At 55.8% G+C, this 14251-nt stretch carries 12 protein-coding genes; 1 reads left to right on the top strand and 11 read right to left on the bottom strand.

Translation table 11 applies throughout. The features are described from left to right. Positions 1-3: 3 nt before the first annotated feature. From ACZYUB_RS05700 to ACZYUB_RS05660, 9 genes are all read right to left on the bottom strand, one after another. Positions 4-1416 carry an MBOAT family O-acyltransferase gene (locus ACZYUB_RS05700; RefSeq protein WP_463946256.1) on the bottom strand — a complete coding sequence of 471 codons (1413 nt, stop codon included), beginning with the start codon at positions 1414-1416 and terminating at the stop codon, positions 4-6. An 81-nt stretch (positions 1417-1497) separates the two neighbouring features. Further along, positions 1498-3021, bottom strand: coding sequence for a right-handed parallel beta-helix repeat-containing protein (locus tag ACZYUB_RS05695; protein ID WP_463946254.1), 1524 nt, complete (start codon positions 3019-3021; stop codon positions 1498-1500). A gap of 15 nt (positions 3022-3036) precedes the next feature. Further along, positions 3037-4386, bottom strand: coding sequence for an alginate export family protein (locus ACZYUB_RS05690; protein WP_463946253.1), 1350 nt, complete (start codon positions 4384-4386; stop codon positions 3037-3039). Then, positions 4383-5792, bottom strand: a complete 1410-nt coding sequence (locus tag ACZYUB_RS05685) for an SEL1-like repeat protein (RefSeq protein ID WP_463946251.1) — start codon at positions 5790-5792, stop codon at positions 4383-4385. The genes ACZYUB_RS05690 and ACZYUB_RS05685 overlap by 4 nt, the downstream gene beginning before the upstream one ends. A 12-nt stretch (positions 5793-5804) precedes the next feature. Further along, positions 5805-6962 (bottom strand): PilZ domain-containing protein, encoded by a 1158-nt coding sequence (locus ACZYUB_RS05680; protein ID WP_463946249.1) that lies wholly within the window; start codon positions 6960-6962, stop codon positions 5805-5807. Between the two features lie 80 nt (positions 6963-7042). Continuing rightward, entirely contained in the window at positions 7043-8515 is a 1473-nt protein-coding gene (locus ACZYUB_RS05675; RefSeq protein WP_463946247.1) for a glycosyltransferase family 2 protein, read from the bottom strand. A gap of 12 nt (positions 8516-8527) precedes the next feature. Then, on the bottom strand, positions 8528-9838 hold the full coding sequence (locus tag ACZYUB_RS05670) for a nucleotide sugar dehydrogenase (RefSeq protein WP_463946245.1): 1311 nt from the start codon (positions 9836-9838) through the stop codon (positions 8528-8530). 229 nt (positions 9839-10067) lie between these two features. Then, positions 10068-10316, bottom strand: a complete 249-nt coding sequence (locus tag ACZYUB_RS05665) for a hypothetical protein (RefSeq protein WP_463946243.1) — start codon at positions 10314-10316, stop codon at positions 10068-10070. 103 nt (positions 10317-10419) lie between these two features. After that, a complete protein-coding gene (locus tag ACZYUB_RS05660) occupies positions 10420-10845 on the bottom strand; it encodes an organic hydroperoxide resistance protein (RefSeq protein ID WP_463946241.1) in 426 nt (141 codons plus the stop codon). Positions 10846-10978: 133 nt separating this feature from the next. Here ACZYUB_RS05660 and ohrR point away from each other — a divergent pair, with 133 nt between their 5' ends. Further along, positions 10979-11419, top strand: a complete 441-nt coding sequence (ohrR, locus tag ACZYUB_RS05655; protein ID WP_463946240.1) for a transcriptional regulator OhrR — start codon at positions 10979-10981, stop codon at positions 11417-11419. Between the two features lie 53 nt (positions 11420-11472). Here ohrR and ACZYUB_RS05650 read toward each other — a convergent pair whose 3' ends face one another. After that, complete coding sequence (locus ACZYUB_RS05650; protein WP_463946238.1) at positions 11473-12474, bottom strand: DUF2860 family protein; 1002 nt, start codon at positions 12472-12474, stop codon at positions 11473-11475. A gap of 242 nt (positions 12475-12716) precedes the next feature. Continuing rightward, the gene (ilvA, locus tag ACZYUB_RS05645; RefSeq protein ID WP_463946236.1) at positions 12717-14249 is read right to left on the bottom strand and encodes a threonine ammonia-lyase, biosynthetic; all 1533 of its coding nucleotides are present in this window, start codon (positions 14247-14249) and stop codon (positions 12717-12719) included. Positions 14250-14251 lie beyond the last annotated feature (2 nt).

Genomic DNA, 14251 nt, shown 5'->3' with positions numbered 1-14251 from the left:
ACCTCAGAATTGGAAGTAGAGGAATGGGGAATAGCTGGATGCCACCAGCTTCACCATCGCCAGAGCAAACAGCGGCACTTGCACCACCAGCTGCAATGCCATGGCATGCCGCAAGACGGCTTGCCGCAACAGGGATGGCACCCGATTGGGCAGCAGGCTCCACAGCACCACCAGAATGCCGACCACCAGCAACGCCAGAGACATGCGGGTGATGGAGAAACTCAGATCCGGACTCAGCTCCAGGCTGGGCCAGGAGAACATGGCCCCGTACATGACGAAGGCTTCGCCGACGCTGTGAGCGCGAAACAACACCCAGCCGACCATCACTAACAGCAGGGTGAACAACCAGCTCAGGGGTTGGAAGCGGGTTTGCTTGCCCCAGCCCAGCGCACGTTCGATTGCCAGCCACAAGCCATGCCATCCACCCCACAGCACAAAGGTCCAGTTGGCGCCGTGCCACAACCCACCCAGCAACATGGTCAGGATCAGGTTGCGATAGGTCATCCAGGTGCCTCCCCGACTTCCGCCCAACGGAATGTAGAGATAGTCCCGCAGCCAGGTAGAAAGACTGATATGCCAACGACGCCAGAATTCGGTGATGCTCTGGCTGATATAGGGGTGGTTGAAGTTTTCGTTGAGCCGAAAGCCGATCATCATCCCGAGGCCAATTGCCATATCGCTGTAGCCGGAGAAATCGAAGTAGAGCTGTATGGTGTAGGCCAGTATGCCCAGCCAGGCATCGGCAAATGTCGGATCGCTCAACCCAAACGAGGCATCGGCGATAGTGGCCACCGAGTCGGCGATCACCACCTTCTTGATAAAGCCCTGCATGAAGCGGGCAACCCCGGCCGCAAACAGCTGCGGCGTATGCTCGCGATGAGCAAACTGTGCCGCCAGATCACGAAAACGGATCACGGGCCCGGCAATCAGGTGGGGATAGAGCGCCAGGAAAGCCGCGAAATCATCCAGACGACGGGTCGCCGGTATCTCCTTGCGGTAGACATCCACCAGGTAGCTGATGGACTCGAAGACATAGAAGGAGATGCCGATCGGCAACAGCAGATGCATCAAGGGCAGCGGTTCGGAACCCAAAGTGGTCAGCAAGCTATTCAGGGAACCGATGCCGAAATCGGCATATTTGAAATACGCCAACACGCCCAGATCGACACCGATACCCAACGCCAGCCAACGTTTGGCCTGCGGTGTGCCCAGTGCCGCTTCCAGGCGGATACCCACCCAGTAGTTCCAGAGCGTTGCGGCGATGAACAGGCCGAGAAAATCGACCCGCCACCAGGCATAGAAGGCATAGCTGCCCAGCAGTATGACCATGGAGCGGCCACGGAACGGCGTCAGGTAATAGATCGCCAGAAACAACGGCAGAAACACCAGCAGGAAAAAAGTGGATGAAAAGACCATATCAGTACTCCTTCCAGACCGAGGTATAGAGCAGGGTTAATTCAGACCCTATGAGAGAGCGCATCCTTGCCATATCGCACCTCAGGGCTCGGGAGTTGCAGGTGTCTGGGTTAACTTCACCTGAGCATTCTGCTGTCGTAGCGCCAGCAATATTTCGGCTGCCTGCGGCCGCAAATCACCCCGTAACGGCACACTTCCGCCGTTCTCTTCCAAGCGCAAATTACTGAATGCCATCTGCTCGGTCTCATCGACAAAGACAGCGCCGCTCTTGTTCAATCCGATCACACCACCCTGTAGCGATGCAGATGAACGAGGCTCGTAAGGGTCCAGCTTGAAGTCGCGGTAGGTTTGATAGGAGAGATCCTTGATATGGCCATAGACGCCATAGCGACCATTTTTCAGGATCACATTGTCGACGATGCGAATGTTGCGGCTATTACGGAAACGTATACCGTGGTGTGCGTTCTCAAAGACTTGATTGGCATACAGCAGATTGTCGTGGCTTTCATACATGGCAATACCATCACTGCCATTGCCATAGGTGACATTGTGGGCAACCAGATTTCGGTTACTCAAACGATCGAGCATGATTCCGGATAAGTGGTTGTTAAAGCTGATATTGCGGAAGATAAAGCTGTCATCCACTTCACGCGATCCGATAATCCCGTGGCGCACCTTGGTGCCCCAGACGCGATTCTCGGCAATAATCAAGCGACGAGAGCGGTCATGCGGGTCAATCCCGTAGTAGTAGTTGTCTTCGTAACGATTACGCAGGATCACCACATCATCGGCTTCATAGGAGTAAAAGCCATAAAACATGTCAAAGAAATGGTTCTCAACCAGCCATCCGGTTGGGCGCTGGGACAGGTTCATCCCCTTAGGCGCATAGATTTCATCACTTTTACTGAAAGCCGAGAGCGAAATTCCATAGGCCTTGGTGGTAGCAGATCCTAAATGAGAGATCTCACTGCCATACATATAGGTTTCCGAACCACTCCACGCGGTATAGAAGGGACGGAATTTATGCTTGTCGCCACTAAAAAGTGCCGGTTTATTGCCCTGTTCCCGCCAAGCTAACAGGCTAGCTTTTAAAACAAAGCAGTCTCCCGCATTAACCAGGAAAGAGCCTCGCTCCTCACTCATGCGCAATGTTTCGCCTGGTGCAATCAACAAAGCACCATCAGCACCGACAATCAGCGGCAAACGTAACAAATAATCCGACTTGCCTCGTAACTGGATGGCGGCAGGGAAAGCAGCCGCCAATTTGGGCAACGTCATCAGACCGCCACGGACAAAGAGTACCTGCGGGAACTGCCCCTGCATCTGGGCCCACATGCTTAAGCGGCCACCCATGAAAAACTTACGGGTCTCGACGTTGGTACTCATCCGCTCGACATTGGCATTCCCTGGTCGCTTTAACCAGGGAGCCAGCTTTGCTTGAATTGCCGCCTCGGTGTAACCGGAGACATCCGGCAAAGCGACTTCCGCCGGCTCTACACCGGTTGCAGCTAACGTCTTGAGTTCATAGGGTGTCGCTGTGGCCGCCAGGCTACAGAGCAGCGCTGTAGCGCTGAGCACCCCTCTCCATCTCATGGTCAATTTCATCCCTGTACTCCTGCGCTATAAGTTGAACGTCGCATCCAGCACCCAACGCTGATCCCAACCGCTGTGTGCCGTGAAGGCGCTTCCGCTATCAAATCCGGAGCCACGTAGACGCAAACGCCCCTCAAGGGGGTTGTCCAGAACCGAGTGGAAATACCAGGAGGCCACCAGATCGATACCCTGGCCGAGATCAGAGCTGCCATTGAGCTCGACCGGCAAGGCACGACCTCCGCTGAAAATCGGCAAACTGTCGTCATTTCGTTGGTACCAGGACCAGGACAGGCCCATTTCGAGATCGGCTGATGGCTCCATGGCGGTGAACAGAGACCATTGCTGCAGGTTCCCCAGATCGGCACGCAACACATCGTTGAACCGACTCAATGATTGGCGATTACCTAGGAAGCTCTGACGGTTGTTATTCAACCCGGTTTGTACAAACACCTCGGAGCTATCAGCATCGGCACCACCACTGCCATAGGCATACTGCAACCCGACCGCCAGCCGTTGCGGTAACTTGAAGTCGTAACGCACACCCCCATCTAACGACCAGGCTTGAATATCGTAGGAGCGCGCAGCCGTGCCACTCAGGGGCAAGAAGTCGGACTTCCCTTGCAGGGCGGTCCATTCAAGGTGATAAGCTAAAGGCTGCTCTTCCTGGCGACGCACAAACCATTCGGACGCCGTCCCCAAACCCAGCCACAACCAGTTGCCGTTTACACCTTGCGGATCACCGGTGCTGAACTCAGCAGCCTCCTGACCATGTTGGGTGGCATACATAAAGCGAGCTGTCAGCGCCTGATAGGGCCTCCAGTCCTGACTGATTTCACCAAAGAGGCGTAACTTGTTGTCATCGTAAGCATCCAGCTGACTATCCCCACTCCGGTAGGTGTCAAAACGCTGGCCCAGACTCAGCATGGCGCGAGTGGTTGTGGTATCCAGACGCCAGCTCAAAGATTCAATGTTGGCATCCCACCAGTTGCCATCCTCACTTTGCTGGCGCTGCAGCCCTATGGTCATGGATTCACCGGGAAACGGGGTCAACCCGAGCGGTTGATAGCGCCACCACAGTTGGCGCAACGCCAGATAGCGATCGGTTTGGCTGCTAGCGGTTCGCCCGACCTCTTCATCACGCAGATCAAGCTCCTGATCGGAGAGAAACCCCCGAACATCCATGTGCGCACTCTGCTGTTGGGTCAATTGCCCATCCCACCGCAGTTGTCCCTCCACGTAATAGGCATCACGACCTTCATCGGGATGGGTATTGTCACTTTGCAACGAATCAGCGCTCAGCCGCACAATCGGCTGCCATTGAGCGTGAGCCAATCCGGCCCATGCTCCAACAAATAGGGCTAATAGACGTAGTTTCATCCTTGCTCCTCATCCTGGCGGACGATATCACTGGTGGTTTTCGGACCAGCCAGTTCGAGAGTCAATCCAGTCTCCCGGCTTTGGGCTTCCTGCCGAAGCAATTGTTCAGCCGCACTCTTTTGCGCCGCATTCAACGTCAATGATTGCTGGAGTTTGGTCATCTTGTTCGACTCCGAACGCGACAAGGCCAACTCGCTGAAGACGTAGGCATATACCGGGTTGCGCACCACACCATCGCCCTTGGCAAACAACTCGGCCAGATAGGCATCGGCCTTCCGATGCCCCCCACGCGCCGCATCCACCATCAAGCTCACACCGCGCTGAACATGTTCTGCGGTGGCATCCCCCAGCTGGCCACTGAGATAAATCTGCGCCAGCCAGTAAGCACCCTCCGGCGTACTGGCACCCTGCTCCAGATACGCTTTGGCTTTTGAAATATCGATCACGCGACGCGGAGAGTTCAGATACAGGCGTCCCAGCTGGGAATACGCCAGCAGGTGCCCCTCCTGAGCCAGTTGCTGCAAACGGCTTTCCATCGCTTGAGTCTCGCTTTCCTCCCCTGGCTGCCCCAATTGCAGGTCATAAACCCGTAACGCAATATCCGGATCTGCCATGGCCAACTTGCCCAACTCGATGGCCGTCGGAATCTGGGGACCATTCGGCTGGGAGCTGCCGAGATCATCCATCAGGGCTGCCAGCCCCACGGCCTGCAAGTGCCCCGCTTCATAGGCCTGCTTCACCTGCTCTTGCCAATCCGGCAGCGCCAGGGAACTACCATGGCGTGAGGCTGCCAGCTTGGCGGCCAAGCAATGTTGCAATGCCTCGCCCTGGGCACCGGCGTGCTCACATGCCATTTGCAGCCGCGGCTCCTGCGCCGGAAGCTGCAGGGCCGGAAGCCGCAACTGCGCCTGCAACCACAGATCGGCCTTTACCGGATCGGTTAAATCCAGCGCATCGAAAGCCGGGCGCAAGGTTTCAGGATCCAATTGATCCGGATGGAGTGCATACAAGCGAGCTTGTAAGGCAAACGCATCACCACGCCGCTGCTGCCGCTCGGCCAAGCGTTGCTGCGCCTCCGGAGTCCATTGCGGCATGGAAACCGAAGCGGGCACCAGCCACTGCAAATAACGCCATTCCGCAATGGCACTCCCGCTGTGATCCATTTCCTGCATCAACCATGTTTTGACCTGCAGCAAGCCATCCGGATCACCCTGCTTGGCCTGCCATTCCGCCAGCGCAAAACGTGCATCCTGATAGCCTGCCGCAGCCATGGTGGTCAACATGGACTCACTCTGCGGGCTCTGACCCTGCATCAATTGTTGACGCGCCAGATCCACATCCATGACGCTGCAACCAGCCACAAGTCCGGCCAATAGCGTAATTGCTCTCCCTGCTTGCATGGACATGATGCTTCTCCCTTATCGAGCCAGTTCACCAGGCAAACGCAGTTCACCGAGCGCGACCTGAACCGGCTTGTGCAGCCATTGGCTATCCAGAGTCTCTTGCGGACGAATGGTTGCCAGCAAAGCTCCCTGAACCGGAGCGGCTCCAGTGCTCAGATCACCCACCACGCTCACCTGTTCAATCACTCCATTCAGGGCTTTGTCTTGCCCTGGTAACGTCAGGCTGACGGTCCCGCCGACCAGCACCTTGTCACCATCCGCATAATCAAAACGAGCCTGCACGAAGGGTTGACTGCCTTGTGGGACCAACACAGCCACACTGGCCCCCTTGTCAGCAAACTGTCCATTGTCCACCACCAGGCTTTGCACCTGACAATCACAAGGGCTAGTCACCACACTGTTCAGCTCACCGGCCAGCAGACTCTTGAGCTGAGAGGCATCCATTCCGGTTTTGGTGATCATTCCGGGCAAGATATTGGCTAATGGTGAACTGACGTTCGCTAAAGGCGTTCCCTTGACGACCTGATCACCCGGTTTCACCAGATAATCCACTGTGCCATCACGGGACATCAGTACGCTTACGGACGGCTGTGACACCACGGCGCTGCGCGCCACGGTGACGAAGTAGGTCTGGTAGAGTTGAAAAGCGATATAACTGAACGCACTGAGCCCAATCGCCAATGACACTAGACTCACGGCCACGGCGCGGATCCGCTGCCATCCGGTCAAGCCTGCGCTGGTCTGTGCCTTGCGCGGCTTGGTGAAATTCTCCCGGTTCATAGTCGACAATACGTCGGCCACCTGAGTGATTTCACCGCCCAGAAATTTGGTGATCAGTAGACGCAGGGTCGATATTTCATGGCTGCCCAGATCGTGAAATTCACAGCCGAAGCGTTGCTGATCGGCGATATGGTTAGCCACCTGGAACTGCACATTGAGTACAAACTCCACCGCCTCGAAGTTGAATAACAGGCGGCCCTGATAGCGCCCTTGCAACTTCAGCAGCGACTTGGTATCGACCACGCTAAAACCGCTGGCCGACAGGTCATTCACCTCGAGGGCAAATTGGCCACCGTGGCCATCGTTGACGATAATTCGTGCCGGCATCCGGACCCGCGCATGGCGCCGCTGCGCCTCGTTTTCATGAACCAGATTCAAATTGGGAGTAGCCATTTTGTTTGTCCTTCCATAGTCGGAATCATTCCTGCCAGGGTTCCGGAAGCCTGTTCGCCAGGACTTCCGGCACCCACTGTTCACACCATGTGCAACACGATTGCCACAAAAACACTGACTGCCGAAAAGGTCATCGTCAGAGTCGACCAACGGTTAAACCAGGCCTGAAATGCCCCGTGATCGTGACTGAGCTTGGTGCTCTGCCGGGTCCAGGACTGGCGATCCAGTCGAAACACCACGTAGATCTTCACCATGGAACCCACGATCTGGTTGAAATAGAGCATCAGCGGAAACGCCGGCCCGATGCGGTGGCCAGAGGCCAGTAACATCAGGGTGACGAAAGTGCGCGTCAGCCCAATCCACAGCAAATAAATCGCCAGATAGACAGGGGAGTATTTGAAGCTGGCAATCACAGCAGCCGTCAGCCCCAATATGCTTGTCCACATGGATATCCGCTGATCCAGAAGTACGTAGTAGGTAAAGACCCCCAGCCGCCCCAACCCCAGTCGTGTCGCCCGGGAGTTTTGCCGCAGCGAGTTGCCATACCAGCGGAACATCAACTGTCGGGCGGCACGGAAGAAGTTGCGATCAGGCGGATGCTCCACCGTGGTGATCGCCGCATCCGGGACGTAATAGGTATCCCAACCTTGGCGCATCAGGCTGAACCAGCTGGACTTGTCATCTCCAGTCAGGAACTTGAACCGTCCCAAGCGCCAGTGATCCAGATGGTCGTTTTCCACATCATCGATAAATTCTGCCGAGGTCACGACACTGGCCCGGAACAGCGACATACGCCCCGTCAGCGTTAGCACCCGCTTGGACAACGCCATCGAACACATGTTGATGTGCCGCTGGGCGAAGCGCAGCTTGTGCCATTCACTCATCCAGTAACTACCAAGCACATCGCAGTATTCATTGGTGGTCAGGGCACCAACCTGGGGAAACAGCGAAAAGTAGGGCACCGTCAGGCCGATGATTCCGGACTCCAGCACCGTATCGCCGTCCACCACAGCCACCAGAGCACTGTCATCCGGCAGGTCGCGGGCAATGGCACGGAAGCCATTGGCCAACCCATCACGCTTACCCGTTCCCGGGATCCGCACGAAGGTCAGCTTTACCCGCTCTTCCGGTGGCATCGCCTGCTGCCATAGCGCCTTGACCAGCAACTCATCGGAGAGCTCGACAATGGAGGCCACCACGGTCGCGGGATACCCGCAATCGATGGCCTCACGGATCACCGACTGATAGACCATGGCCGTTGTCAGCGCATCGATACGGAAACTGGTCACCATCAGATAGATATGAGATGGCGGCTGTTCCTTGAGCGCGACCAGGGCTTGCCGCTTGTGACGCGGAAAAATCACATAGCGAAACCAGAGGCCGCGAACGTAGTGGGTCAACCCGACGCTGTAACGCCAAAGCCCCACGGCACCGACCAGCAGGAGGAACTGGGCGTGATGTACCTCAAACACCTGAGGTGGGACCAGCAAAGCCAGTCCCATCAAGGCGCCTATCAGCAACATCCAGCCATTGAACCGTTGCATCCATGTCATGGCGCACCTCGCTTACCAGCAAATACCCTGCTTGTTCGCATCGGACGGATGAGTCATGAAACCGGTCAGATCCACCAGGTACTTATCATCCGGCCAGGACTCCAGCATCGACAGGAAGCTTTTGTCCTGATTTCCCAGCACCAGCACATCCGATTCGGCCATCAGCTGATGTTCATCCTGGGCCAACAGGGAGGAGACGTGGGGGATCTTGCCGTGGATGTAATCCTTGTTCGCGCCATGCACACTGGCGAAGGAGACGTTGCGGTCATAGATGGACAGCTTGTAGCCCTTACCAATCAGCATTTCGGCCAGCTCAACCAGAGGACTCTCCCGCAGATCGTCGGTTTCAGCCTTGAAGCTCAGCCCCAGCATGCCGATGTTGCGCTTGCCCAGCCCTTCGATGATGTCAAACGCACGACGCACCTGATTTTCATTGCTCGGCATGATCGATGAAATGAGGGGGGTTTTGACATCCAGCTTGCCCGCCCGGTAGCTCAGCGCGCGCACATCCTTGGGTAAGCAAGATCCACCGAAGGCAAAACCGGGTTTCATGTAGTAGCGGGACAAGTTGAGTTTATGATCCTGACAAACCACATCCATCACCTCGCGACCATCAACGCCCACGGCCTTGGCGATACTGCCAATTTCATTGGCAAACGCGACCTTGGTGGCATGCCAGACGTTGCAGGTGTATTTGATCATCTCGGCGATTTCGATCGGCTTGCAGATGAACGGCGCGCTGAGGTCACTGTACAGCTGCGCCATGACACGGGCGGTTTCGTCATCGAAAGCTCCGACCACTGTCATCGGTGGCTCGTCGTAGTCGCGGATCGCCGTGCTCTCGCGCAAAAACTCCGGGTTGATACCGAGGCCAAAATCGACTCCCGCTTTCTTCTGGGAGCAATCTTCCAGGATCGGTTTAACCACCTTGAGCACAGTCCCCGGCAAAACTGTGCTACGCACAATCACGGTATGGCGCTCTTTCTTATCGCGCAGGGCATAACCGATTTCCCGGGATACCGCCTCGATGTAATCCAGGCTCAAATCACCATTTTTCATGCTGGGAGTAGGGACAGCGATGAAGGTGATATCACTGTTGTAGATGGCATCCATGTAATTGGTGGTAGCCGAAATGCGACCAGCAGCTTTACCGGCAGCCAGTAACTCATCCAGTCCTGGCTCGACGATCGGTGACTTGCCCGCGTTGACCATGGCAACCTTCTCTTGCGAGACGTCAACGCCGATAATGGTGTGGCCCCGTTGAGCCATGCAGGCGGCGCACACGGCACCAACATACCCCATACCAAAAATACTGATCCGCATGATGCTTCTCCTTAGCCTCTTCGAACGAAAGACAGCGAAAGATGTTAAATCCAGGTATTCGCCGCCGTGATCTGGAACTGGGCTAACCGCTGCCCACCCCTGTTATGAAGCAATAAAGTGACCAATTTGTGATCTATTCACAAACAAATAATTTCGAATTGCTTATTTATCGGGCATTTTGAGGTGTTTTGGTGTTGCACTAATGTTAATGGATTGTATTTAATGGGATTTATTGCTGATGTGCCGAGCGGAGGGGGATTACTGATTTTTTAGCAATAGTTCTATTTTTTCCGATTGACTTGTCGGCTTTCCCGCAAAACAAGGGCAATCGAAATAGCCATTCAGAAGCTGTTGGAATTCGAATAAAGAATTTGTTTTTCGGATGATTAAATAGTGCGCACCAAAAATGTGCCGCCGCACCAGCTTGATAACCACCCCACTGTGGTTGCAGGAGAGAAAGAAGGGGGAGCAGCAGCATCCGAAACGCCAGAAAACACACCGGCTCCAGCGCTAAATTCAGCCGCTGGAGCCGTGGTTAAGAAGCAGGACAATGGTCAAACGAAGCCTATTTTAGCCATCCATCAGGCCACTAGAGGCTCACCATTGACGGTGACTTGTACCTCGATATTGCCACGCACAGCATTAGAGTAGGGGCAAACCTGATGAGCGGCAGCAACCAGTGCCTGTGCCGATTCCCGGGGTAAATCCAGCGTGACGGCGAGCTTGACGCTCAAGGCAAAGCCGCTAGCGCCCTGATGCAAACCGACCTCAGCTGCAACCGGTGCCGCACTCAACTCCTGCTTCTGCTGCTTGGCGACAAACAGAATGGCGTTGGAAAAACAGGCCGCATAACCCCCTGCAAACATCTGTTCCGGGTTGGTTGCCAGGCCGTTACCTCCCAACTCTTTGGGGTATCCCAACTCCAGGGAGAGCAAACCATCTGAGCTCTCGACATGGCCATTACGACCAGATGTGGCAGTGGCGCGGGCAGTATAAAGTGCAGTCATGGCGGTCTTCCTCTGTGAATACGATAGTTTGATTACACAATTCAATTGTGTGCAACTTATTTCCTTTTCTTTGTACACCTGAGCTACAATGAACGCAACTAAATTGTGTGCAATATTATTTCCCGGAGTGGCCATGTCGAATAACCCCCAGCAGTTGCGGCTGGAAAACCAGCTCTGCTTTGCGCTGTATAGCGCGACTAACGCCATGATCCGCGCCTATCGCCCCTGGCTGGAGCAGCTGGATCTGACCTACCCGCAATATCTGGCGCTGCTGGTGCTGTGGCAAGAGGATGGGGTGAGTGTCAAGCAACTGGGTGAACAGTTGCATCTGGATTCAGGTACTTTGACGCCCCTGCTCAAACGCCTGGAAGCCAAAGGTTTAGTGACCCGAGGACGTCGGGAAAATGATGAGCGCGTTCGCGTGCTAGTGCTCACTGAAGCAGGACAGGCGCTACGACAACAGGCCTCCGGGATCCCGGAAGCCATGCGCTGCCAACTCAGCCTGACGGATGATGCCTTACTGCAACTCAAACTCGGTTGCGAGACCCTGAGCCGCGAATTGGATCGTTCCTAAACGGGCACGAAAAAGGCGGCGCAATGCGCCGCCTGATTAGAGACTCATCCGCCTCAGAACTTGTAGAGCAGACCAGCACTGACTCGGGTCATGTCGCTGTCGAAGAAGTCGACATTAGCATCCGACTCGCCATAACTGGCCGAGAAGACGGCGCTGAGCTTGTCGACACCCGCCAGCTTGTTCCAGAAGAAATTGGCATTCAGGCCCCATTCGGTCGCATCAACCTTCTCGCCAAACACCGGATTAACCTCATCGTACTGCAGCTGATTCACCACCAGGTTGGTCACCAAACTGTATTTCGGCTGCATCCACGCATAGGAGAGCTGGCCACTGAAACGGTCATAGCTGGCAGCGCCACCGTCTGCATTATTGCGAGTGTAGGTTATCGAGGGAGACAAGATACCGCCCTGCTTACCCATCCAGTAGTAGGATAGGTAGAGCGCCTGAGTCTCACCATTCCGATCCAGTAGCGCTCGCTCCTCCAGGGTCAACCCGGGTAATCCAGCACCACTCTGCTCATTCTCGATCTCAACCTTGCGATAGGTGTAGTTCGCGGCAAACTTGGTCCCCCAAATCTCATCCCAGCCCAGTCGTACCCCTTGCGAATCCCGATCTGTCTCTTCACGATTACTGCCCGTCTGGTAAGGGTTGCTCCACACCTGGCCCGGGATCCCGGAGAAGACATAGGCGATGGAGCCAATGCCCTTGTCGGCCATCTCGGTGCGCACCCCCAGCTGCTGGGTAAAATCGAGCGTCACCGCATCCTGGATCAGATTCCCCAGATAAACCTGGGTGCGACTGTCGGCGAAGGTGTAGCGCAGGTCCAGATTCAAATCCGGAGTGACCCCATCACTGCTGGCCTGAGAATCCAGAGAACTCAAGCGCTGGCTTTCGCTCTTCTTCGGTCCCACCAGCACATTGGAATTTACCTCGGTATAACTGCCACCCAATAAGCCGTAACCAGAGAAACCGCTCTCCTTGGGGATCGGATTGAACTCGGCATGGGCATAACTACCCATCAGGGTCAGCAGAATGGCAAGGGCAGATCGGTTCATAAGTTATCAACTCCTCGGAAACAGAATGATCAGGTGTTATTGACTCCACACGGGAGGGGCGCGAATCATAACAGCCCGATGGCTCACGTCAGCCAGTAATGAACGCTTCATTAGGTTGCAGTTAAGCTAAGTCCGCAACAAGGGCGTTGATGCTCAACTGCCCCCATATTGGCTCAGTTGACGCTAATCAGCAAAATAAAAAGAGGCCCGCAGGCCTCTTCGATATCCGTACTCTGCCAGTCTCAGGGCGCCAGAAACAGTCGATAGGCAGGATCGGTGGACACATCGTGCCACACATAGCCCAACTCCTGCAGATGCTGGTGAAACTCCGGCAGACGCTCCGACGTCAGCTCGAAGGCGCACAGCACACGACCATAATCGGCGCCGTGATTACGGTAGTGGAACAGGGTAATGTTCCAATGGCTGCCCAAAGTCTCCAGAAAACGCATCAGCGCACCCGGTTGTTCGGGAAATTCAAAGCTCAACAGATGCTCGGTGAGCGAAGAGCAGGGACGGCCACCGACCATATAGCGCACATGGTTCTTGGCCAGATCGTTATCGGTCATATTGATGACCGGATAGGCGGCAGCCTGCAACTCATCGATGATCTGCTTGAGCTCCTCACTGCCGCGAGACAGGCGAACCCCGACAAACAGCGTCGCCTTGTCGCTGGAGGAGTAGCGGTAGTTAAATTCAGTCACAACTCGCTTGCCCAGCCGCTGGCAAAACTCGAGGAATGCACCCTTGCGCTCGGGTATGGTCACCGCCAGCATGCCCTCGCGTTTTTCCCCCACCTCACAGCGTTCGGAGACATAGCGCAGGCTGTGGAAGTTGACGTTGGCCCCAGAGAGGATGGCCGCCATACGCCCTCCCACCACCTGGCGCTCCTCGGCGAACTTTTTCAGCCCGGCCAATGACAAAGCCCCGGAGGGTTCGGCAATGGCGCGGGTATCCTCGAAGATATCCTTGAGCGCAGCACAGATTTCGTCATTACTGACGGTAATCACCTCATCCAGATAGTCCCGGCACAGACGGAAGGTCTCTTCGCCGATACGCTTGACGGCGACACCATCGGCAAACAGCGAGACACGCTCCAGATTCACCGGTGTATCCGCGGCGAGTGCGGCGACCAGACAGGCCGAGCCCTCCGCCTCGACGCCGATCACCTTGACCTCAGGCAACAGTTGCTTGATATAGACTGCAACCCCGGCCGCCAGACCGCCACCGCCCACCGGCACGAAGACATGGGTCAAGCGGGTATCCTGCTCCAGCAGCTCGCGGCCAATGGTGCCTTGCCCGGCGATGACATCGGCATCGTCGAACGGCGGGATCAAGGTATAACCGTGCAACTCGGCCAATCGACGGCTCTCGGCGTAAGCCTCATCGAAGCTGTTGCCGAACAGCACTACATTGCCGCCCATGCGCCGCACCGCATCGATCTTGATATCCGGCGTAGTCGTCGGCATGACGATGATCGCCTTGATATTCAACTTGGCGCCAGAGAGCGCGACGCCCTGGGCATGATTGCCAGCCGAGGCGGCGATTACCCCACGGGCCCGCTGCTCCTCATTCAAGCCGGCGATCTTGTTATAAGCCCCGCGCAACTTGAACGAATGCACCGGCTGCATGTCCTCACGTTTGAGCACCACGTGATTACCCAGGCGGTCTGACAGCTTCTTCAATATCTGTAACGGGGTGACTTTCGCCACCTCGTATACAGGAGATAACAGGATTTTGCGCAAATATTCACCGGCATCCGGTTGGGAACTGGACATCA

It is taken from the genome of Pseudaeromonas sp. HNCC25DJ182 (genome assembly GCF_055413365.1).
Note: the sequence above shows the minus strand (reverse complement) of the source record. Positions and strands in the feature narration are given on the sequence as shown.